This is a genomic window from Aurantimonas litoralis, assembly GCF_026153195.1.
Lineage (GTDB): Bacteria > Pseudomonadota > Alphaproteobacteria > Rhizobiales > Rhizobiaceae > Aurantimonas > Aurantimonas coralicida.
In genome coordinates this window covers 65,654-85,378 of record NZ_JAPFBM010000004.1, presented here as the reverse complement: position 1 = coordinate 85,378, position 19,725 = coordinate 65,654, and the positions used below count along the sequence as shown (strand labels likewise).

The 19,725-nt window shown below is 67.8% G+C and carries 22 protein-coding genes; 10 read left to right on the top strand and 12 right to left on the bottom strand.

Going from position 1 to position 19,725, the window contains the following annotated elements; genetic code table 11:
* The first annotated feature begins 214 nt into the window (after nt 1–214).
* Complete coding sequence (locus N7I30_RS10185; RefSeq protein ID WP_498639076.1) at nt 215–2,020, top strand: ABC transporter transmembrane domain-containing protein; 1,806 nt, start codon at nt 215–217, stop codon at nt 2,018–2,020.
* A gap of 98 nt (nt 2,021–2,118) precedes the next feature.
* Here N7I30_RS10185 and N7I30_RS10180 read toward each other — a convergent pair whose 3' ends face one another.
* From N7I30_RS10180 to N7I30_RS10145, 8 genes are all read right to left on the bottom strand, one after another.
* Nucleotides 2,119–2,454: a c-type cytochrome gene (locus N7I30_RS10180; RefSeq protein ID WP_498638594.1), complete on the bottom strand. Its 336-nt coding sequence runs from the start codon at nt 2,452–2,454 to the stop codon at nt 2,119–2,121.
* 71 nt (nt 2,455–2,525) lie between these two features.
* Nucleotides 2,526–3,782 carry a PQQ-dependent sugar dehydrogenase gene (locus tag N7I30_RS10175; RefSeq protein ID WP_277022101.1) on the bottom strand — a complete coding sequence of 419 codons (1,257 nt, stop codon included), beginning with the start codon at nt 3,780–3,782 and terminating at the stop codon, nt 2,526–2,528.
* A 170-nt stretch (nt 3,783–3,952) separates the two neighbouring features.
* On the bottom strand, nt 3,953–4,981 hold the full coding sequence (locus N7I30_RS10170; RefSeq protein ID WP_491373544.1) for a peptidoglycan -binding protein: 1,029 nt from the start codon (nt 4,979–4,981) through the stop codon (nt 3,953–3,955).
* 2 nt (nt 4,982–4,983) lie between these two features.
* The gene (locus N7I30_RS10165) at nt 4,984–6,033 is read right to left on the bottom strand and encodes a flagellar motor protein MotA (protein ID WP_498638591.1); all 1,050 of its coding nucleotides are present in this window, start codon (nt 6,031–6,033) and stop codon (nt 4,984–4,986) included.
* A gap of 173 nt (nt 6,034–6,206) precedes the next feature.
* Nucleotides 6,207–7,028, bottom strand: a complete 822-nt coding sequence (locus tag N7I30_RS10160) for an inositol monophosphatase family protein (RefSeq protein WP_024348897.1) — start codon at nt 7,026–7,028, stop codon at nt 6,207–6,209.
* 70 nt (nt 7,029–7,098) lie between these two features.
* Entirely contained in the window at nt 7,099–7,662 is a 564-nt protein-coding gene (efp, locus tag N7I30_RS10155; protein WP_009208693.1) for an elongation factor P, read from the bottom strand.
* Nucleotides 7,663–7,867: 205 nt separating this feature from the next.
* A complete protein-coding gene (locus N7I30_RS10150) occupies nt 7,868–8,932 on the bottom strand; it encodes a tetratricopeptide repeat protein (protein ID WP_498638588.1) in 1,065 nt (354 codons plus the stop codon).
* Nucleotides 8,929–9,582, bottom strand: coding sequence for a thiamine phosphate synthase (locus N7I30_RS10145; RefSeq protein WP_498638586.1), 654 nt, complete (start codon nt 9,580–9,582; stop codon nt 8,929–8,931). Before N7I30_RS10145 ends, N7I30_RS10150 begins: the two co-directional genes overlap by 4 nt.
* 236 nt (nt 9,583–9,818) lie before the next feature.
* Here N7I30_RS10145 and N7I30_RS10140 point away from each other — a divergent pair, with 236 nt between their 5' ends.
* Complete coding sequence (locus N7I30_RS10140; RefSeq protein ID WP_024348900.1) at nt 9,819–10,577, top strand: sulfite exporter TauE/SafE family protein; 759 nt, start codon at nt 9,819–9,821, stop codon at nt 10,575–10,577.
* Nucleotides 10,578–10,670: 93 nt separating this feature from the next.
* Nucleotides 10,671–12,302, top strand: a complete 1,632-nt coding sequence (locus tag N7I30_RS10135; protein ID WP_498638583.1) for an acyl-CoA synthetase — start codon at nt 10,671–10,673, stop codon at nt 12,300–12,302.
* An 87-nt stretch (nt 12,303–12,389) separates the two neighbouring features.
* Here N7I30_RS10135 and N7I30_RS10130 read toward each other — a convergent pair whose 3' ends face one another.
* On the bottom strand, nt 12,390–12,566 hold the full coding sequence (locus N7I30_RS10130; RefSeq protein ID WP_035694417.1) for a YdcH family protein: 177 nt from the start codon (nt 12,564–12,566) through the stop codon (nt 12,390–12,392).
* Between the two features lie 208 nt (nt 12,567–12,774).
* On the opposite strand from N7I30_RS10130, the gene N7I30_RS10125 reads away from it, so the two are divergent.
* From N7I30_RS10125 to N7I30_RS10105, 5 genes are all read left to right on the top strand, one after another.
* A complete protein-coding gene (locus N7I30_RS10125; RefSeq protein ID WP_024348902.1) occupies nt 12,775–12,978 on the top strand; it encodes a YdcH family protein in 204 nt (67 codons plus the stop codon).
* Complete coding sequence (purE, locus tag N7I30_RS10120) at nt 12,975–13,478, top strand: 5-(carboxyamino)imidazole ribonucleotide mutase (RefSeq protein ID WP_498638581.1); 504 nt, start codon at nt 12,975–12,977, stop codon at nt 13,476–13,478. Before N7I30_RS10125 ends, purE begins: the two co-directional genes overlap by 4 nt.
* Nucleotides 13,479–13,519: 41 nt before the next feature.
* Nucleotides 13,520–14,575, top strand: coding sequence for a 5-(carboxyamino)imidazole ribonucleotide synthase (locus N7I30_RS10115; RefSeq protein ID WP_498639074.1), 1,056 nt, complete (start codon nt 13,520–13,522; stop codon nt 14,573–14,575).
* A 174-nt stretch (nt 14,576–14,749) separates the two neighbouring features.
* Entirely contained in the window at nt 14,750–14,875 is a 126-nt protein-coding gene (gene ykgO / locus N7I30_RS10110) for a type B 50S ribosomal protein L36 (protein ID WP_024348905.1), read from the top strand.
* Nucleotides 14,876–14,964: 89 nt separating this feature from the next.
* Nucleotides 14,965–15,720, top strand: coding sequence for a hypothetical protein (locus tag N7I30_RS10105; protein WP_498638578.1), 756 nt, complete (start codon nt 14,965–14,967; stop codon nt 15,718–15,720).
* A 41-nt stretch (nt 15,721–15,761) separates the two neighbouring features.
* Here the strand turns inward: N7I30_RS10105 and pyk are convergent, their stop codons facing one another.
* A complete protein-coding gene (gene pyk / locus N7I30_RS10100; RefSeq protein ID WP_024348907.1) occupies nt 15,762–17,198 on the bottom strand; it encodes a pyruvate kinase in 1,437 nt (478 codons plus the stop codon).
* A complete protein-coding gene (locus N7I30_RS10095; RefSeq protein WP_029702587.1) occupies nt 17,195–17,614 on the bottom strand; it encodes a DUF1036 domain-containing protein in 420 nt (139 codons plus the stop codon). The genes pyk and N7I30_RS10095 overlap by 4 nt, the downstream gene beginning before the upstream one ends.
* 295 nt (nt 17,615–17,909) lie before the next feature.
* On the opposite strand from N7I30_RS10095, the gene N7I30_RS10090 reads away from it, so the two are divergent.
* Both N7I30_RS10090 and N7I30_RS10085 read left to right on the top strand, forming a co-directional pair.
* Entirely contained in the window at nt 17,910–18,215 is a 306-nt protein-coding gene (locus N7I30_RS10090) for a DUF1244 domain-containing protein (protein WP_188077630.1), read from the top strand.
* Between the two features lie 132 nt (nt 18,216–18,347).
* Nucleotides 18,348–18,611, top strand: coding sequence for a DUF2312 domain-containing protein (locus tag N7I30_RS10085; protein WP_024348909.1), 264 nt, complete (start codon nt 18,348–18,350; stop codon nt 18,609–18,611).
* A 179-nt stretch (nt 18,612–18,790) separates the two neighbouring features.
* Here the strand turns inward: N7I30_RS10085 and N7I30_RS10080 are convergent, their stop codons facing one another.
* A complete protein-coding gene (locus N7I30_RS10080) occupies nt 18,791–19,222 on the bottom strand; it encodes a Ros/MucR family transcriptional regulator (RefSeq protein ID WP_024348910.1) in 432 nt (143 codons plus the stop codon).
* Nucleotides 19,223–19,725: the final 503 nt, after the last annotated feature.

Sequence of the window (19,725 nt, the reverse complement as noted above, 5' to 3'; positions counted from 1 at the left end):
GTCTGGCCGGATCCCCGCCAAACCGACACAGCTGCGGACAGGGCCGCCTGCAGGTCTCGATGTCGCGGAGTTGGAAAGCGCGATCGCTTTCAAATTCGAGGACGAGCCTATACATGAGGGCACCTGTCGGCACAAGAGCCGGAGGCCATCCCCGTCGCGGTACGCGCGGTGGGTCCATGAACTGCGAGAATGACTGGAGGCGGGCTTGCGCCAGATGACAGCCGGCGAGCGCGAAGCCGAACGCAAGCGCCGCGACCTGAAGCCCCTCGCCCGGCTGATTCCCTATCTGAAGCGCTACAAGGGCAAGGTCGCCGGCGCGATCTTCTTCCTGTCGCTGGCGGCCCTCACCACGCTCTCCCTGCCGCTGGCCGTGCGCCGGGTGATCGACAAGGGCTTCGACGCCCCCAGCACCGCCTTCATCGACACCTATTTCGCCATGCTGGTGGTCCTGGCCGCCGTCCTCGCAATCGCCAGCGCCGGCCGCTACTATTTCGTCATCACGCTGGGCGAGCGCGTCGTGGCGGATCTGCGCAAGGATGTCTTCGCGCGGGTCACGCGGCTGTCGCCGGGCTTCTACGACAAGGCGCTGACCGGCGAGATCGTCTCGCGCCTGACCGCCGACACCACCCAGATCAAGTCCGTCGTCGGCGCCACCGCGTCGCTGGCCCTGCGCAACGCCATCCTGTTCATCGGCGCCGTCGTCATGATGGTGATCACCAGCCCCGGCCTGTCGCTGATCGTCATCGCCGCGATTCCCGTCATCATCGTGCCGCTGGTCGCCTTTGGCCGTTCCGTGCGCCGCCGCTCGCGCTACGCCCAGGACACGCTGGCCGACGCCACCGCCTATGCCACCGAGGCGATCGGCGCCGTGCGCACCGTCCAGGCCTTCACCAGCGAGACCGCCACCGGCAACCGCTTCGCCGCCGCCGTCGACCGCGCCTTCCAGGCGGCCCGCGCCTCGGTCAGCGCCCGCGCGTTTCTGACCGCCTTCGCCATCTTCCTGATCTTCTCCTCGATCATCGCCGTCCTGTGGATCGGCGCCCAGCAGGTCACCGAGGGCTCGATGAGCGGCGGCACGCTCGGCCAGTTCCTGCTTTACGCCGTCTTCGCCGCGGGCGCTGTGGGCCAGCTCTCGGAGGTCTGGGGCGAGATCGCCCAGGCCGCCGGCGCCGCCGAGCGCCTGTCCGAGCTCCTGGCCGAGGAACCGGCCATCCGCTCGCCCGAAGATCCCGTCGCCCTGCCCCGCCCGGCGCGCGGCGAGGTCGTCTTCGACCGGGTCAGCTTCGCCTATCCGACGAGGCCCGACGTCTCGACCGTCCACGAACTCTCTTTCACCGTGAAGCATGGCGAGACCGTCGCCATCGTCGGCCCGTCCGGCGCCGGCAAGTCGACCATCTTCTCGCTGATCGAGCGCTTCTACGATGCCGATGCGGGACGTGTCCTGATCGACGGCGTCGACGTGCGCGCGGCCGATCTCGAGGAGCTGCGCAGCCGCATCGCCCTCGTCCCCCAGGACGTGACCATCTTCGCCGCGACCGCGGCCGAGAACATCGGCTTCGGCGATCCGGACGCCTCGCGCCCGCAGGTCGTCTCGGCGGCCCGCTCGGCGCTGGCCGAAGGCTTCATCGAGGCCATGCAGGACGGCTACGACACGGTCATCGGCGAGCGCGGCATCACCCTGTCGGGCGGCCAGCGCCAGCGCGTGGCGATCGCCCGGGCGATCCTGCGCGACGCGCCGATCCTGCTCCTGGACGAGGCGACCTCCGCCCTCGACGCCGAAAGCGAGATCCTCGTCCAGCGGGCGCTGGAAAAGCTGATGGAGGGCCGCACCACGCTGGTCATCGCCCATCGCCTCGCCACGGTGCTGAAGGCAGACCGCATCCTCGTCCTCGATGGCGGCCAGATCGTCGAGGAAGGCACCCACGCCTCGCTCATCGCCAGGGACGGCATCTATGCCCGTCTCGCCCGCCTGCAGTTCGAGGCCGGCCGCACCGACGCAATGCTCGGCGCCGCCGAATAGCACCGCGAACGCGGCGTCCCGCAGCGCGCCGCGTCGCGTCCAAGTGATCCCTCGTGCCCTTGCAGCGGCCCCTGCGTCCGCGAAGCCCGGCGTCCCGGCTAATCCACCTCGGGCATGGTCGCCGTCACGTCGATCGCCGCATACCAGGCGGCCAGATCGGCGATGTCATCGTCTTCCAGCCCCTGCGCGATGATCGACATCTGCTGGTGCTGGCGGGCGCCGGAGCGGAACGCCTTGAGCTGTTCGGCGAGATAGAAGGCGCTGTCGCCGGCGATGTTCGGCGCGTCGGGCGCCGTCGCCACGCCGTCGAGGCCGTGGCAGGTGGCGCACATGGCGGCCTTCTCCTTGCCGGCCGCCAGATCCGCGGCCATGGCGGCGGGCGAGGCGAGAAGAAGCAGCGCCGCGGCGAGGCCGCGCGGCAGGAACTGGGTCATGGGGGTCATCCGTCTGGAGGGTGGCGGGCCGCGCCGGTCTCACGGCGCGGCCCTGTCGGCGTCAAGAACGCCTATTTGGTGTAGGCGATCCGGTAGATCGCGCCCGCCAGATCGTCGGAGACCAGCAGCGAGCCGTCCTTCAGCGTCGCCACGTCCACCGGGCGGCCGATATATTCGCCGCTGTCCGACAGCCAGCCGTCGGCGAAGACTTCCGTCTCCTTGGCCGAGCCATCCTCGTTGAGCGAGGTGAACATCACCCGCGCGCCGATCGGGTCGGTCCGGTTCCACGAGCCGTGCTGGGCCGAGAAGATGCCGCCGCGATATTTCCGCGGGAAGCTGTCGCCGTCATAGAAGGTCATGCCCAGATCGGCCGCATGGGCGTCCATCTCGACTTCCGGCATCACCACATCGGCGGGGATCTCGGCGTTCTTGTACTCGTTGGTGCGCACGCTGCCGCCGCCATACCAGGGGAAGCCGAAATCCTGGCCGGCCGCGGTCGCCCGGTTCAGTTCGCCCGGCGGGATGTCGTCGCCCATGCCGTCGACCTGGTTGTCGGTGAACCACAACTCGCCATTGTCGGGGTTGAAGTCCATGCCGACCGAATTGCGCACGCCGGTGGCGTAGACCTCGCGGCCGCTGCCATCGCGCTCCATGCGCACGATGCCGCCGATGCCCTCGCGCTTGTAGAGGTCGCTCTTCTCCTCGGGCGGCACGTTGTAGGGCTGGCCGAGCGAGACATAGAGCTTGTTGTCCGGCCCGATCCGGCAGACGCGGGCGGTGTGGTTGAAGGATTCCTCGGCGGCCGGAATCAGCTCGCCCTTGTCCACCACCACGCCGACGGCCACGTCCGGGCTCTCGTAAAAGAACTCGGCGGCCGGCAGCACCAGCACCCGGTTCTGCTCGGCGATGAACAGGAAGCCGTCATCGGAGAAACAGACGCCGTTGGGGATGGTGAAGTCGATCGACGGGGCGAACTGCTTCACCTCGTCGGCCACCCGGTTGCGGTCGCGGTCGGTGATCGCCCAGACGGTCTGCTTGCGGGTGCCCACGAAGGTGGCGACGCCCTGCGGCCCGACGGCGATGTGGCGGGCGTCCGGAACCACCGCGTAGAGCGAGATCTCGAAGCCGTCCGGCAGCGTGATCGCTTCCAGGTTCTTGCGCAGCTGGTCGGCATAGCCGCCGGTCTGGTCGATGGTCTGGAAGTCCATCGAGGTGCCGGTCGACTGCATGCCCTGCAGCTTCTTCATGTTGTCGTCGGATTGCGCCGCCGCCGGCGACACCGCCATGAGTGCGAACACGGCGACCGTGCTCATCAGGATCCTGTGCATGTTTCCTCCCCTGCCGCGCTGGGCGCGATCGTTGTGGAGGGGGTGCCCTTCCCCTCGGGCAAGATGCTGGCATGGGGGTCGCGACAAGGTCAATCACGCAGCGCGGCAGTTCGCTCCGCCGCAGCGCGCCGCAAGGTCGCAGGCTTTGCGGCGGCGCGCGGGGCGCCGGCTCAGCGTTCGGTCAGCTTGAACTCGATGCGCCGGTTGCGGGCGCGGGCCTCGGGCGTGTTCTCGGGATCGATCGGCTGGTATTCGCCGAAGCCGGTCGCCGCCAGCCGCTCGGGCGGCACGCCCTGGCTGATCAGATACTTGACCACCGCGCCGGCGCGCTCGGTCGACAGCTCCCAATTGTCCTCGAACCGGCCGCCGGAGATCGGCACGTTGTCGGTGTGCCCGTCGACCCGGATGATCCAGTTGATGTCCGACGGGATCTCGCGGTTGAGCGCGACGATCGCCTCGGCGAGCTTGGCCATCTCGTCGGTGCCTGCCTCCTGCAGGACGTCCGATCCCGAGGGGAACAGCACTTCCGACTGGAAGACGAAGCGGTCGCCGACAATGCGGATGTTCTCGCGATCCGACAGGATCTCGCGCAGCCGGCCGAAGAAGTCCGAGCGATAGCGCGACAGCTCCTGCACCCTTTGAGCGAGCGCCACGTTCAGGCGGCGGCCGAGATCGGCGATCTTGGTCTGGCTTTCCGCGTCGCGGCTCTCGGACACCTCCAGCGCCCGCTCCAGCGCGCCGATCTGCTGGCGCAGGGCCGCAAGCTGCTGGTTCAGAAGCTCCACCTGCGAGCGGGCCCGCTGCGACAGCTCCTGCTCCTCGCTGAGCGCCGTCTGCAGGCCCTCGACCCGGGCCGAGGCGGCGGCGGCCGAGCCCGATCCCGACTCCAGCGCCTCCTGCAGGCGCGAACGCTCCTCCTCGATGCCGGCGAGCGAGGCCCGCAGATTGGCGATCTGGTCCTCGTTGTCCTGGGTGGTCGAGCGCTCCAGCGCCAGGAGCTGGGTCAGCTCGTTGATCTGGCTGTTCAGCCGGTCGAGCACCTCGTCCTTGCCGGTGATCTCGCGGCTGAGCAGAAACTGCGCCAGCACGAACACCGACAGCAGGAACATGATCGCCAGCAGCAGCGTCGACAGCGCATCGACGAAGCCCGGCCAGTAATCGACCGACCGATCGCTCCTGCGGTTGCGCGACAGCGCCATGGCTAGGGTTCCTTGCGCTTGTCGCCGAGACTGCCGGCGAGCCGGTCCAGCACCTGCCGCAACTCGCGCTGCTCACCGGCCTGGGTCTCCACGAAGTCGCGCAGCATCTGCTGCTCGCTGCGCATATGGGTGACGAGGCCCTGGATGCTCTCGGCCAGATTGGCCATGGCGGCGCTGGTGCGCGGTGTCGTGGTCTGGTCCTTGGCGATCTTGTCGATCTGCTCGGACAATTGCCGCAACTGCTCCGAACCGCCGGCGGCGACCTGCGACCCCTCGCCCGTCGGCGGCAGCACCATGTCGGAGCCGACATCGGTCACCGAGGACAGCCAGTTTTCCAGCTCGGTATAGAACCGGTTCTGCGCCCGCCCGACCTGCAGGTCGAGAAAGCCGAGCACCAGCGAACCGGACAGGCCGAACAGCGACGAGGAAAACGCCGTGCCCATGCCCGACAGCGGCGCGGCGAGGCCCGCCTTCAGGGCGTCGAGGACGCTGGCGGTATCGCCGGCGGCCGGATCGAGACCCTGGATGGTCGCGCCGATCGAGCCGATCGTACGCAACAGGCCCCAGAACGTGCCGAGCAGACCGAGAAAGACCAGGAGGCCGATCAGGTAGCGGGCAATGTCACGGGTCTCGTCGAGGCGCGTGGCGATCGAATCGAGGATCGAGCGCATCGAATGGGTCGACAGCGAGATCGAGCGGCGACGGCCGATCAGGCCGCGCATCGGCGCCAGCAGCACCGGATCCTTCAGCCGGTCGAAGTCCGAGGAGCCCTCGCGGAAGGCGTTGACCCAGCGGACCTCGCGCGACAGCCGCAGCACCTGCAGGAAGGCCAGCAGGATGCCGACGGCCAGAACGCCGATGATCAGGCCGTTCAGCCCGGGATTGGTGGCGAAGGCGGTGGAGATCTGCCGGCCGAGGATTGCCGCCACGAAGGAGGCCAGCGCCAGGAACACCAGCATCGACCACAGGAAGACCATGGGGCTCGACAGCCGGTTCGGATCGAAATCATCCGGCCGCCCGGTGTTGTCCGTAGACGATCTGAAGACCTGCATCGCGTTCCAATCAACTCCGCCGGTTCGGGTCCACGGCACGGACCCCGCTGCCCGCGTTCACTCGAACCATAAGGCAAGGTAAGGAATAATGCGGCTCTTTTAAACGCCCGTTACGTCGCCCCGCCAGCCGTCCCCTGCCGTCTGCCGCGGCCGACGATGCGGCCGCGGTCGTCTCAGCCGTTCTGGGCGGCGGCCGTGCGCTTGCGCTCGGCCAGGGCGATCTGGTCGCTCAGCGCCTTGCGCATGAACTCGTTGCCGCAGACCACGTCGCCGATCTCGTGGTCGAACTTGGCGCCGTTCATGCCGCTGATGAAGCCGCCCGCCTCGCGCACCAGGATCGAACCGGCGGCCACGTCCCAGGGCTTCAGCTTGCGCTCCCAGAAGCCGTCGAGCCGGCCGGCCGCCACATAGGCCATGTCCAGCGAGGCCGCGCCCATGCGGCGCACGCCCGAGGTCTCGCCCATGATCTGGCGCAATTCGTACAGATAGCCGGCATGGTCGCCATGGCCGAGGAACGGCGTGCCGGTGCCGAACAGCGCTTCCGCCAGGGACTTGCGGGCCGCGACCCGAAGGCGCCGGTCGTTGACGAAGGCGCCGCCGCCCTTCTCCGCCGTGTAGAGCTCGTCCATCGCCGGGTTGAACACCACGCCGGCGACGATCTGGCCGTCACGCTCAAGGCCGATCGAGATGGCGAATTGCGGAATGCCGTGCAGGAAGTTGGTGGTGCCGTCCAGGGGATCGACGATCCAGCGGTGCTGCGGGTCGTTGCCCTCGACGACGCCGCGCTCCTCCATCAGGAAGCCCCAGTCCGGGCGCGCCCGCGACAGTTCCTGGTGGACGATCTCCTCGGCCCGCCGGTCGGCATTGGACACGAAATCCGCCGGTCCCTTCATCGAGACCTGCAGGTTCTGCACCTCGCCGAAGTCGCGGATCAGGGAACGGCCGGCCTTCATGGCGGCCTGCGTCATCACATGGAGAAGCGCGGATCGGGCCATCGTCTGCTTTCGTCGAATAGGAGAGGGCCGCCCGGATGGCGGCCGCCGTCAGGAAATCTCGGGCTCAGCCTCAGTCGGCGCGGCGCAGATAGGTGATCTCGTTGGTGTCGACGAGAATGCGCTCGCCGGTCTCGATGAACGGCGGCACCATCACGCGCATGCCGTTCTCCATCACCGCCGGCTTGTAGGACGAGGCCGCGGTCTGGCCCTTGACCACCGGGTCGGCCTCGACGATCGCCAGCACCACCTGGTCGGGCAGCTTGATGCCGATCGGCTTGTCCTCGTGGCTTTCCACCGTAACCATCATGCCGTCCTGCAGGAAGGCGGCGCGCTCGCCGACGAAGTCCTTCTGGAGCTCCAGCTGCTCGTAGGTCTCGGTGTCCATGAACACCAGCATCTCGCCCTCGGCGTAGAGGAACTGGTAGTCCTTCTGCTCCAGGCGGACGCGCTCGACGGTCTCGGAGGCGCGGAAGCGCTCGTTCAGCTTGGTGCCGTCGATCAGGTTCTTCAGCTCGACCTGGGCGAAGGCGCCGCCCTTGCCGGGCTTCACATGGGCGGTCTTCACCGCCGCCCACAGGCCGCCATTGTGCTCGATGACGTTGCCAGGGCGAATTTCGTTTCCGTTGATCTTCATCGATGCTCTCGAAGGGTTCTCGCGTCGGCGACGATCCGGTCGCACGGCTGCGGCAGCGTTATTGATCGGCAGGCTCGCTCGCCGGAAGGGGGCGGCCGGCCGGTGCCGGGCTCCATGCCTTCGTCTGACGATCTCTGCGGGTCGGGGCTCAAGACCATAATTTACCCCGCCATTCAAGCCTCGTGGCGGGTTTCGGCTGTGCTGCTCAGCGCGAACGGAACCGGTTGGCCGCCTCCAGGGCCGACTTCTGGGTCTGCGGATCGAGCCCGCGGAAGAAGTCGTCGAGGGTCGGGTCGGAGTTTTCCACCCGCTTGGCGAGCACTGCCCATTTCGCCGCCTGCAGGCGATCCGGCGCGGTTCCCACGCCATCCTTGTAGAGATGCGCCACCCGGTTGATGGCGATGGGATTGCCCCGGTCGGCCGCTCGCTTGAGGAAGCGGAAGCCGTCCTCGAGCTGCGGCGGACCGCCCTTGCCGTTGATCAGCCAGATGCCGAATTCCACCTGCGCCGCGCCGAGACCGTTGATCGCCGCCGCGCGCAGCCATTTGCGCGCCACGGCGCTGTCGGCCTGCACGCCGCGGCCATACTCATAGAGCTGCGACATAGCATATTGGGCATCGGCGACGCCGGCATTGGCGGCCTTCTGGAAATATCCGAAGGCCTCCTCGAAGCCGCCCGAGGGCGAGGCCTGGACGATCATCTGGGCGTAATTGTACTGGGCCAGCGGCAGGCCCTGCTCGGCCGCCGCCGCCATCAGGTCACGCGCCTTGGCGATGTCCGAGGCGACCACGGTGCCGTCGAGCAGCATCAGCGCGAAGCGGAACTGCCCCTCGGCGCTGCCGGCCTTGGCCGCCGCCTCGTACCAGTGCGCCGCCTTCTGCAGATCCTGCGGCACGCCGAGCGCCCGCGAATAGATCTCGCCCAGCAGCGTCTGCGCCGCCGGATCGCCGAGATTGGCGATCGGCTCGGCCAGCTTCAGCGCCGTCAGGTAGAAGCCGCGCTGATAGGCGCCGTAGGCGAGATCGCTGGGGGACGGCTGCTGGCCTTCCGCCGGCGGCGTTTCGGGCGCGACCTCCGCGGGCACCGGCAGCGCCTCGCCCTGCGCGCCCTCGGTCAGCGTTCCCTGATCCAGCGCCGCCGGATCGGCCGCCGCGGCCGCAGCCGGCGCATCCGCGCTCTGGGCCCAGGCCGGACCGGCGCCGATGATCAGCGCCGCCAGCCCCGCTAGAAGGACAAGCCGCCCGCCGGCCGCTCGTTCGGGCGCTCTCATGCGGCCGCGCTTTCGAACCAGGCGTCGATCAGGGCATTGGCCCGCGCCACCATCTTGCCTGCCGCATCCGGCTGCGCGAAGACGGCCGCCGACAGGGCGATGAACTCGGCCCGCGTCGCCGCGGCCTCCACCACGCTCTCGATGTCGCCGCCCGCCAGGACGATGCAGGGCAGTTCGACGATCTCGGCCCACCATTCGCCCATGGCGATGCTCTTGGGATGCGGGTTCGGGTCGACGTCGCCGCCGAACCGCCCGAACAGCAGGTAGTCGGGGCGCAATTCGCCGGCTTCCAGCGCGTCGTGGCGCGTCTCGAAGCCCGAGGCGCCGACGATCAGCTTCGGCGCGAAGCGCTCCATGGTCTCGCCGAGCTCCGCCGGATCGCCCGACGTCATGTGAATGCCGTCGGCCTGGACGCGGCCGGCGCAGCGTGTGTCGTCGGCGACGATCGCCGCGGCACCCGCCGCCTGGATGATCGGCACCAGTTTCTCGGCAAGGTTCTGGAAGGAGACGGCGTCGCGGCCGGCCGGGTCGAGAATGACCGAGGCGACGTCGCCGCCGGCAAGCGCGGCCTGCACGGCCGTCACGGCATCCGCGTCGCCGAGCGGCGTGGTCAGGAGTACGAGCCGGGGACGGATGTATTCGGTGTCCATCGAAAATGTTGACCTTGCATGTCGGGCGCCGATCGTCGTGTCGGCCGTTTCGCGAAAGGCTTTAGCAAATCACTCGCCGGGTGGGAAACATCCGCCGTGCCGCGGCCGCGCTCACGGCCCAATGCCCCGGCGCATTCCGCCGGATGCCGCCATGGCCCGCAGTTGCCATGGCGGTGCGACGGTTCTACTCCTGCGGCACCTTCGTTTGCCGACTCCGACCGGAAGCCGCTCGCCGCGTGATCACCGACCCGCTGTTCTATCTCGTCGCGATCCCCGCGGTGCTTCTCGTGGGCCTGGCCAAGGGCGGCTTCGGCGGCGCGCTGACGCTGGTCGGCGTCCCGCTGATGGCCGTCGTCATCTCGCCGGTCACCGCCGCGGCGATCATGCTGCCCGTGCTGGTGGCCATGGACATCGTCGGCCTCGTCGCCTGGCGCGGCACCTTCGACCGCCGCGTCATCGCCATCATGCTGCCGGCCTCCTTCGGCGGCGTCCTTCTCGGCTATCTCACCGCCACCATGGTCTCCGCCGACGGCATCCGCCTCGTCATCGGCCTTTTGGCACTGTGGTTCGCCGCCGAATGGTTTTGGCGCTCGCGCCATCAGCTCGAGCCACGGCCGCGCAACACCGCCAAGAGCCTGAGCTGGGGCGCCATTGCCGGCTTTTCCAGCTTCGTCAGCCATGCCGGCGGCCCGCCCTTCCAGGTCGCGGTCATGCCGCTGCGCCTGCCGCCGCCGGTCTATGCCGGCACCTCGGTGCTGTTCTTCGCCTCCACCAATGCCGTCAAGCTGATCCCGTATTTCCTGCTCGGCCAGTTCTCGGCCGACAATCTGGCGACCTCGGCGGTGCTCATGCCGCTGGCGCCCGTCGCGACCCTTGCCGGCGTCTGGCTGGTGCGCCGCGTCGACCCTAAGGCCTTCTACTGGATCGCCTACATGGTGCTGGTGCCGGTCGGCCTGAAGCTCATCGTCGACGGTGCCCGGGCGCTGTTCTTCTAGGGCCCTCTGCCGGCGTTCGGCGCAATCCGCCGTGACGCGCGCCTCCCGATCTTCTATAGAACAGCCCCAAACGGGGGAGTTCGGGACGGACACATGGGCATCTACGACGAGCATCTCGATCGCAACGCGGCCAATTACCAGCCGCTGACGCCGCTGCGCCATCTGGCCCGCGCGGCGCTGGTGCATCCGGACCGGGTCGCCATCATCCACGGCGCCCTGCGCCGCACCTATGCCGAGTTCTACGCGCGCTCGCGCCGCCTCGGCTCGGCGCTGGAACGGCGCGGCATTGCGCGCGGCGACACCGTCGCGGTGATGCTGTCCAACACCCCGGCCATGCTCGAGGCCCATCACGGCGTGCCCATGACCGGGGCCGTGCTCCTGTCCATCAACACCCGTCTCGACGCCGACATCATCGCCTTCCAGCTCGACCATGCCGAAGCCAAAGTCGTGCTCGTCGATCGCGAATTCTCCGGCGTCATGGCCGAAGCGCTGAAGAAGGCCAGGGCCACGCCCCTCGTCGTCGATTGCGACGATCCGGATTTTCCCGCCGACGCCCCGGTCGCCAAGGGACCGGCCATCGGCAGCCTGGAATACGAGGCGCTCGTCGCCGAGGGCGACCCGGACTATGCCTGGCACATGCCCAACGACGAGTGGGACGCGATCTCGCTGAACTACACCTCCGGCACCACCGGCAACCCGAAGGGCGTCGTCTACCACCATCGCGGCGCCGCGCTGATGGGCTACGCCAACGTCATCGCCTCCGGCATGGGCCGCTATCCGGTCTATCTGTGGACGCTGCCGATGTTCCACTGCAACGGCTGGTGCTTCCCCTGGACCCTCGCCGTCCAGGCCGGCACCCATGTCTGCCTGCGCTGGGTCCGGGCCAAGGCTATGTTCGACGCCCTCGCCGATCACGGCGTCACCCATCTGTGCGGCGCGCCGGTGGTCATGGCGACGCTGATCAACGCCGATCCCGGCGACAAGCGCGACTTCGACCAGACCGTCACCTTCAACACCGCCGCGGCCCCGCCGCCGCAATCGGTGCTGTCGGGCATGCGCGACGCCGGCTTCGAGGTCACCCATCTCTACGGCCTGACCGAGACCTACGGCCCCGCCGTGGTCAACGAGTGGAAGGACGAGTGGAACGCCCTCGACGGCCCGGCCCGCGCCGCCCAGACGGCGCGCCAGGGCGTGCGCTATCCGGCGCTGGAGGATCTGGCGGTGATGCATTCCGAGACGATGGAAAAGACCCCGGCCGACGGCGAGACCATCGGCGAGGTCATGTTCCGCGGCAACATCGTCATGCGCGGCTATCTGAAGAACCCCGAGGCGTCCGCCGAGGCGTTTCGCGGCGGCTGGTTCCATTCCGGCGATCTCGGCGTCCTGCACGAGGACGGCTATATCGAGCTGAAGGACCGCGCCAAGGACATCATCATCTCGGGCGGCGAGAACATCTCCTCCATCGAGGTCGAGGACGCGCTCTACCAGCACCCGGATGTCGCGACCGCCGCGGTGGTCGCCAAGCCGGACGAGAAATGGGGCGAGACGCCGCTGGCCTTCGTCGAGCTCAAGCCCGGCCGCAGCGTCACCGAGGCCGATCTCATCGCTCATTGCCGCGAGCGGCTGGCCCGCTTCAAATGCCCCAAGGAGATCCGCTTCCAGGAGGTCCCGAAGACCTCAACCGGCAAGATCCAGAAATACGTGCTGCGCAAGGCGATCGGCTGAGAATGGCGGCGCGGCGCCCGGGCCCGGACGAAAAACGCCCCGACACCGTTGCCGGTGCCGGGGCGGAATGGCTTGGGAGGTCTGAGATCAGCCGGCAGGCTGGCGCAGCCGCTCGATCTCGTCCTTCAGTTGGAGCTTCTTTCGCTTCATCTCCCGGAGTTCCGAATCCCTCATCGCCGGTTTCGATACCAGCGCAGCTGAAATCTCGTGGTCGAGCGCCGAGTGGCGTTGTTCCAGCGTAGCGAGATGGGTATCCAAGGACATGGCTTCTCCCTTCGTGAGTTAGGTCGCGGTCCGCAATGCGAACCGGAGCCAGCAACCAGTCGACGGTGTCACAAGAGTGTCGCACTGTCGATTGGTCCGGCGGTCGCTATCGTCCGATGGGCGGTTTTGCTAATCGTCCGTCACGACTGTCTGGACAATTGTCGAGACCCCGGTTCGGTTGCACGCGGCGGTGCCTGAAAGGAACAGAATGGCGGATCAGGAACAGGCGGCCTTGAGGCTGCAGGTGGCGCGTCTGCGGCAGGAACATGCCGATTTCGACGCGGCCGTGAACGCGATGGTCGCAACCGGCTGCGACCGGCTGCAGGTCCAGCGGATGAAGAAGAAGAAGCTGACCATCCGGGACCGCCTGCAGGATCTGGAGGATCAGATCATTCCGGACATCAGCGCATGAGCGACGCCGCCCTCTCCCCGCCCGTCGCCATCATCATGGGCAGCCAGTCCGACTGGTCGGTGATGAAGAACGCCGCCGACACGCTCGACGCGCTGGCCATCGGCTATGACGCGCAGATCGTCTCGGCCCACCGCACGCCCGAGCGCCTCTACGATTTTGCCCGCGGCGCCAAGGCCGCCGGCTTCAAGGTCGTCATCGCCGGGGCCGGCGGCGCCGCCCATCTGCCCGGCATGACCGCGGCGATGACGCCGCTGCCGGTGTTCGGCGTCCCGGTCGAAAGCCGTGCCCTGTCCGGCCAGGACAGCCTCCTTTCCATCGTCCAGATGCCCGCCGGCGTGCCCGTCGGAACCCTCGCCATCGGCCGCGCCGGCGCCGTCAACGCCGCCCTCCTCGCCGCCAGCGTGCTCGCTTTGTCCGACGACGCCCTTGCCGGTCGCCTCGATGCCTGGCGCAAGGCCCAGACCGAGGCGGTCGCCGCCGCCCCCGTGGACACCCCGTGAGCACGACGCCGCCCGCCCCCGGCGCCGAAGCGCGCTTCGCCATGCCGGAAACCGCCATCGGCATCGTCGGCGGCGGCCAGCTCGGCCGCATGCTGGCCATGGCCGCGGCCCGTCTCGGCTACCGGGTGATCGTGCTCGATCCCGACGCCGGCTGCCCCGCCGCGCAGGTCGCCAACGCGCAGATCGTCGCCGCCTATGACGACGTCGCCGCCCTGCGCGACCTCGCCGCCCGCACCAGCGTCGTCACCTATGAATTCGAGAATGTGCCGGTCGAGCAGATCCGCGCCGCCGTCACCACCGTGCCGCTCTATCCGCCGGCCGAGGCGCTGGAAGTCGCCCAGGACCGCGTCGTGGAGAAGGCGTTTCTCAACGGCATCGGCGTCGCCACCGCCGAATGGCGCGCCATCGACAGCGTCGCCGAGCTCGGCCACGCCCTCGTCGAGCTCGACGGCGACTGCATCCTGAAGACCCGCCGCTTCGGCTATGACGGCAAGGGCCAGGCCTCGATCCGCAAGGGCGGGCCCCATGCCGACGTCTTCGAGAGCCTCGGCAGCGTGCCGGCGATTCTCGAGAAGAAGGTGCCCTTCGCCTACGAATGCTCGATCATCGCGGCGCGCGGCATCGACGGCAGCGTCGTCGCCTACGATCCGGCCGAGAACGTCCACCGGCTCGGCATCCTGCATACCTCCACCGTCCCCGGCCGCGTCTCGCCGCAGGTCGGCGAAGCGGCGAAGGCCGTCGCGGCCAGCATCCTCGCCAAGCTCGGCTATGTCGGCGTCATCGGCGTCGAGTTCTTCGTGCAGGGCGACGACACCATCCTCGTCAACGAGCTCGCCCCGCGGGTGCACAATTCCGGCCACTGGACCGAGGCGGCCTGCGTCGTCTCGCAGTTCGAGCAGCATGTGCGGGCGATCGCCGGCCTTAAGCTCGGCTCCGCCGCGCGGCACTCGGACTGCGTCATGGAGAATCTCATCGGCGACGACGTGAAGCGGGTCGATGCGATTCTCGCCGAGCCCGCCACCCTCCTCCATCTCTACGGCAAGCCGGAAGCAAGGCCCGGCCGCAAGATGGGCCATCTGACCCGGCTGACGGACTGAATCCGCGCAAATCGGGCGTCACAGGGCGGTCGCAATGGCGCCGGGAGCGTTGACAAAAGCTGCCGGCAAAGCTATTTCGGCACCAATCTTTCCGGGCGTGCCGCTGCGGCGCGCCCATCATTTTGCGGCGGAACGGCCAGCCCCGATCCTCGCGTCTAACATTCCGGTGTTGTCATGAAGATCAAGAACTCGCTCAAGTCCCTCGCGACCCGTCACCGCGCCAACCGCATGGTGCGCCGCAAGGGCCGCGTCTACATCATCAACAAGGTGGCACCGCGCTTCAAGGCGCGCCAGGGCTGATGCCCCTGGGGACCGGCCTCGCCCGTCCCCGCCCCTTCGATCACGAAGTTTCTGATTGACGCTGCGCTGCGGAGAATTAACCTCTCCGCATGCGCGGCGTTTTTCATTGTCTCACCCTTGGTGTCTGCTTTCTCGCCCCGGGCCTCGTCCCGGCGCTGGCACAGGACGGCCCCCCGCCGTCGCTGATCGAGCCCGATCGTCCGCCCGAGGCCGCGCCGCTCCCCGGCCCGGACGATTCGCAATCGCCGCCCATGGTGATTCCGCCGCCCGATGAAGGCGTGACCGACAATCCCGACGCATTCGGCAGCGCTCCCGTCGCCGAGGACGAGGCCACCGACGAGCCCCAGGTCGCCGACGAGACGCCGGATCAGGAACTCGACCGCCTCTTCGCCGAGCTGCGCAAACAGGCCGACGAACGCGCCGCCCGCCGCATTGCCGGCCGCATCGAGCGCCACTGGCGCCGCAGCGGCAGCGCCACCATCGATCTCCTGATGCAGCGTGCCGCCCTCGCCATGACCCGCGAGGACAACGCCGCCGCGCTCGACCTGCTCGATCAGGCGCTGGTCATCGCGCCGCATTATCCGGAGGCGTGGAACCGCCGGGCGACGCTGAATTTCTCGATGAACAGGCTGGGCAAGTCGCTGGTCGACATCGAGCAGACCCTGCTGCGCGAGCCGCGGCACTGGGGCGCCCTGATGGGCCTTGCGATGATTCTCGAACAGACCGGCCGCAAGGAACAGGCGCTGGAGACCTATCTGCGGGTCCTCGCCGTCTACCCGGCGCTGGATTCGGCGCAGGACGCCGCCGGGCGCCTGTCCGAGGAACTGCTCGGCCCGGCGATCTGAGACAGACCGCCGGGCCGTTGCACGTTGATTGAACGGCCGCGTCAGACCGCGCTGAGGCCGTCCGAGCCGATATAGGCGATGCGCAGCATGTTGGTGGCGCCCGGCGTGCGCAGCGGCACGCCGGCCGTCACGATCATCCGCTCGCCCGACTTGGCATAGCCCTGCTCCACCGCGATGCGGCAGGCCCGGTCGACCATGTCGTCGAGATCCTGGGCGTCTTCCGTCACCACGCAGTGCAGGCCCCAGACCAGCGACAGGCGCCGTGCGGTGGCCAGCACCGGCGACAGCGCCAGGATCGGCGTCTGCGGCCGCTCGCGGGCGGCCCGCAGGCCGGTGGTGCCCGTCGCCGTATAGGTCACGATCACCGACACGCCGAGCGTCTCGGAAATCTGCCGGGCCGCCAGCGACACGGCGTCGGCGCCGGTCGCCTCGGGCGGCGTGCGCTGGCCCGAGATGATGCCCGGATAGAGCGGGTCGAGTTCGACGCGCTGGCAGATCCGGTCCATCGTCGACACCGCCTCGACCGGATACTCGCCGGCCGCCGATTCGGCCGACAGCATCACCGCGTCGGCGCCCTCATAGACGGCGATCGACACGTCCGAGACCTCGGCGCGGGTCGGCACCGGGGCCGAGATCATCGATTCCAGCATCTGCGTGGCGACGACCACCGGCTTGCCGGCCTTGCGGGCGGCACGGGTGATCCGCTTCTGGATGCCTGGCACCGCTTCCAGCGGCATCTCGACGCCCAGGTCGCCGCGCGCGACCATGATCGCGTCGGACAGTTCGATGATCTCGTCGAGCCGTTCCACCGCCTGCGGCTTCTCGATCTTCGACAGGAGGAACGCGCGACCGCGCGACACCTTGCGCGCTTCGGCGAGGTCTTCCGGACGCTGGATGAAGGACAGCGCCACCCAGTCGACATTCTCGGCCAGCACCGCGTCGAGATCGCGGCGGTCCTTGTCGGTCAGCGCCCCGGTGGTCAGGGTCGTGTCCGGCAGGCTGACGCCCTTGCGGTCGGAAATCTTGTTGCCGGCGACGACGCGGCACTTGATCGAGTGCTTGTCGGTCTCGGTGCAGACGAGCTGCAGCCGGCCGTCGTCGATCAGCAGCCGGTGCCCAACCTCCACCGCTTCCAGGATTTCCGGATGCGGGAGATAGACGCGCGTCGTGTCGCCCGGCTCGGGATTGTCGTCGAGGGTGAAATCATCGCCGACCGTCAGCTGGACGCTGCCCTCGGCGAATTTTGCCACCCGCAGCTTCGGGCCCTGCAGATCGGCCAGAATGCCGATCGGCCGGCCCACGGCGGACTCGACCCGGCGGATGCGCGCGACGAGCTCGCGCATCAGATCGTGGTCGGAATGGCTCATATTGATGCGAAAGACATCCGCACCGGCTTCATGCAGCTTGCGGATCATCTCCTCGGAGGACGATGCCGGCCCGAGGGTGGCAAGGATCTTGACCTTGCGATGGCGTCTCATTGGCTATCCGTTGTTTCGCGGGGCGCTTCGGTCAGCTGGACCATCCAGCTGGCCTGCTCGCCTGTGTCGTATTCGCGGAACCCCATTTTCTGGTAGCCCCGTTTGAAACAGTCCTTGACCCCGGCGATCTTGAACTCGTTCTCGGCGATGCAGAGATTCACCGGCCCGGCCCAGCGGCCCTGGCCATCGGAGTCCTCGGCATACACGTAATAGTACCGCGACGACAGGGGACCCTCGATGATCGCCTTGCAGGTCGTCGCCGGGATCCGCCACCAGCCTTCGGTGGTCCAGCCGGCTTCGGCCCGGTAGCCGATGGCCACGCCGACCAGCGACTGGGTGCCGTTGCACACCCGGAAATCGGCGCGGGCGGCGTCCGCCGTCAGCGGCGCCGAGACGAGGAACAGTCCGGCGGCCATCAGCCCGAGAGCAAATCCGTGGCGCAGCCGGCGAAACGGGTTGGGTATCATCACGCTTTCCCCGAAAGAGAGAGTGTCCGCACGAGAGGCAGCTTTCGCATAGCGGTCGAACCTGTCAACGACATGACCACGCTGCGCTGCCGCCGTCCTAGATCATCCGCCGGCCGGTTGCGAGCCCGAACCGGCCGGCCGGCCCCCTGCCCGCCGCCTCGCGCCACCGCACCCTTGATGCGAAGACGCTTCGGCTCGATATCGGGGCAAGGCGCCGCGAGGCGGACGGACACAGGAGAGCGACATGGACCCGATCGACGACCAGAAGCGCATCGAGCTCGAAGCGGCGGCGTTCCGGCGCCTGCGCGATCATCTGCGCGAACGCACCGACGTGCAGAACATCGACCTGATGAACCTCGCCGGCTTCTGCCGCAACTGCCTGTCCAACTGGTACCGCGACGCCGCCGAGGCCGACGGCATCGCCATGACCAAGGACGAATCCCGCGAGATCGTCTACGGCATGCCCTACGGCGAATGGCGCGACCGCTACCAGCGCGAGGCGAGCCCCGAGACCGCGCAGCGCTTCGAGCAGACGCGCCCGAGCGAGTAACGTTTTCGCGCGCGGACCCCGCATCGGGCGGTCGCCACGTGCCATAGCGGCACAACGGGCTTTCCCCGAATCACCCCGGTCTGGTAGTTCCCGGCCAATTCATTGCGCGAAAGTGCCAGACGGAGACCCACCATGTCCGACGTGAACGATGTCGCCCAGGATCAGCTGCGATCCTTTGTCGAGCGGATCGAACGGCTCGAGGAAGAGAAGAAGACGATCAGCGACGACATCAAGGACGTCTATGCCGAGGCCAAGGGCAACGGTTTCGACACCAAGGTGCTGCGCCGCGTGATCTCGCTGCGCAAGCAGGACCAGAACGAGCGCCAGGAGCAGGAAGCGATCCTCGATCTCTACCTGCAGGCCCTCGGCATGGCCCCGGACCTGCCACGCGAATAGGCGCCAGCGGCGCCGCGCCGGCGACCACGCGTCGCCGGTCGCCGGTCCATGGATCCGGCGCGGCTCGCATCCACGCCGGCGCCCCCCCTCACCCGAGGCTGTCACCCGAACACGAAAAAGCCCGCCGGATCGCTCCGGCGGGCTTTTTCTGTTGCTGCCGCAGCGATGCGGCGGCCGGCTCAGCGTGCCGCGGCGCGGCGACGCTTGTGGCCGAGGCCCATCTGCTTGGCGAGGCGCGAACGCGCCGCGGCGTAGTTCGGCGCGACCATCGGATAGTCGGGCGCCAGGTCCCACTTCTCGCGGTACTCTTCCGGCGAGAGATTGTAGTGGGTCATCAGGTGGCGCTTCAGCGACTTGAACTTCTTTCCGTCCTCGAGACAGATGATGTAGTCGTCGGTCACCGACTTCTTCACCGGCACCGCCGGCTTCGGCTTCTCGGCCTGCACCGCCTGCGGCGCACTGTTCGTGCGACCGAGGGCGCCGTAGATGTCCGAGATGAGTGCAGGCAGTTCGGAAACCGGCAGCGAGTTGTTGCTGACATAAGCCGCCACCACTTCCGCGGTGAGCTCCATCAGCATTTCGTTGTTTTCGACGTTTTCGATCTGGTCCATTTTTACCCCGTGCTGCGCGAAGTTGTGGCGATTGCGCCTGTTGAATCAGGCGCCTCTGCGCGCCTCGTGCAGTTTGTTTATTGCGAAACGGTGGCCTCGCCTCTGGGCAATCCACCATCCATGTTTGGTATTTATGTGGCGTTACTTAATGTCAAGTGGATTATCCGCAACCCCTAAGTCCCGACAATTTTGTCCACACTTGCCGGGGCGAATAAGCAGCCGCAGAATATCGAATGTCTGCCTTATTATAGAACAACTCTAAATGATGCGCGTACATCAAGAGGCCGCAACCGGCACAACCATGCGGCGAAACTGTCCGGCATTGTTCAATGAGCCGCAAAAACCGGAAATGCTTTGCGTCTTATCGCACTGCTTCGGTGGTAAGACCAGCGAACGATATATCGGTGAAGTTGCGACCGCCGACTGCGGTGAAAAAACCGGCCCAAGCCGTTGCGAAGATACGCGGATATCGCACTGCTTCGGCACTGCAGCGAAGTCGAGAG

Bases quoted from the DNA above. Each gene is read 5' to 3' on its own strand.
- N7I30_RS10175 (WP_277022101.1), bottom strand. From the start codon at position 3,782: ATGCACAGGATCCTGATGAGCACGGTCGCCGTGTTCGCACTCATGGCG.
- N7I30_RS10170 (WP_491373544.1), bottom strand. From the start codon at position 4,981: ATGGCGCTGTCGCGCAACCGCAGGAGCGATCGGTCGGTCGATTACTGG.
- N7I30_RS10090 (WP_188077630.1), top strand. From the start codon at position 17,910: ATGGACCCGATCGACGACCAGAAGCGCATCGAGCTCGAAGCGGCGGCG.
- purE (WP_498638581.1), top strand. From the start codon at position 12,975: ATGAGCGACGCCGCCCTCTCCCCGCCCGTCGCCATCATCATGGGCAGC.
- N7I30_RS10125 (WP_024348902.1), top strand. From the start codon at position 12,775: ATGGCGGATCAGGAACAGGCGGCCTTGAGGCTGCAGGTGGCGCGTCTG.
- N7I30_RS10130 (WP_035694417.1), bottom strand. From the start codon at position 12,566: ATGTCCTTGGATACCCATCTCGCTACGCTGGAACAACGCCACTCGGCG.
- N7I30_RS10180 (WP_498638594.1), bottom strand. From the start codon at position 2,454: ATGACCCAGTTCCTGCCGCGCGGCCTCGCCGCGGCGCTGCTTCTTCTC.
- efp (WP_009208693.1), bottom strand. From the start codon at position 7,662: ATGAAGATCAACGGAAACGAAATTCGCCCTGGCAACGTCATCGAGCAC.
- N7I30_RS10150 (WP_498638588.1), bottom strand. From the start codon at position 8,932: ATGAGAGCGCCCGAACGAGCGGCCGGCGGGCGGCTTGTCCTTCTAGCG.
- N7I30_RS10135 (WP_498638583.1), top strand. From the start codon at position 10,671: ATGGGCATCTACGACGAGCATCTCGATCGCAACGCGGCCAATTACCAG.
- N7I30_RS10165 (WP_498638591.1), bottom strand. From the start codon at position 6,033: ATGCAGGTCTTCAGATCGTCTACGGACAACACCGGGCGGCCGGATGAT.
- pyk (WP_024348907.1), bottom strand. From the start codon at position 17,198: ATGAGACGCCATCGCAAGGTCAAGATCCTTGCCACCCTCGGGCCGGCA.
- ykgO (WP_024348905.1), top strand. From the start codon at position 14,750: ATGAAGATCAAGAACTCGCTCAAGTCCCTCGCGACCCGTCACCGCGCC.
- N7I30_RS10115 (WP_498639074.1), top strand. From the start codon at position 13,520: ATGCCGGAAACCGCCATCGGCATCGTCGGCGGCGGCCAGCTCGGCCGC.
- N7I30_RS10145 (WP_498638586.1), bottom strand. From the start codon at position 9,582: ATGGACACCGAATACATCCGTCCCCGGCTCGTACTCCTGACCACGCCG.
- N7I30_RS10160 (WP_024348897.1), bottom strand. From the start codon at position 7,028: ATGGCCCGATCCGCGCTTCTCCATGTGATGACGCAGGCCGCCATGAAG.
- N7I30_RS10105 (WP_498638578.1), top strand. From the start codon at position 14,965: ATGCGCGGCGTTTTTCATTGTCTCACCCTTGGTGTCTGCTTTCTCGCC.
- N7I30_RS10095 (WP_029702587.1), bottom strand. From the start codon at position 17,614: ATGGCCGCCGGACTGTTCCTCGTCTCGGCGCCGCTGACGGCGGACGCC.
- N7I30_RS10185 (WP_498639076.1), top strand. From the start codon at position 215: ATGACAGCCGGCGAGCGCGAAGCCGAACGCAAGCGCCGCGACCTGAAG.
- N7I30_RS10085 (WP_024348909.1), top strand. From the start codon at position 18,348: ATGTCCGACGTGAACGATGTCGCCCAGGATCAGCTGCGATCCTTTGTC.
- N7I30_RS10080 (WP_024348910.1), bottom strand. From the start codon at position 19,222: ATGGACCAGATCGAAAACGTCGAAAACAACGAAATGCTGATGGAGCTC.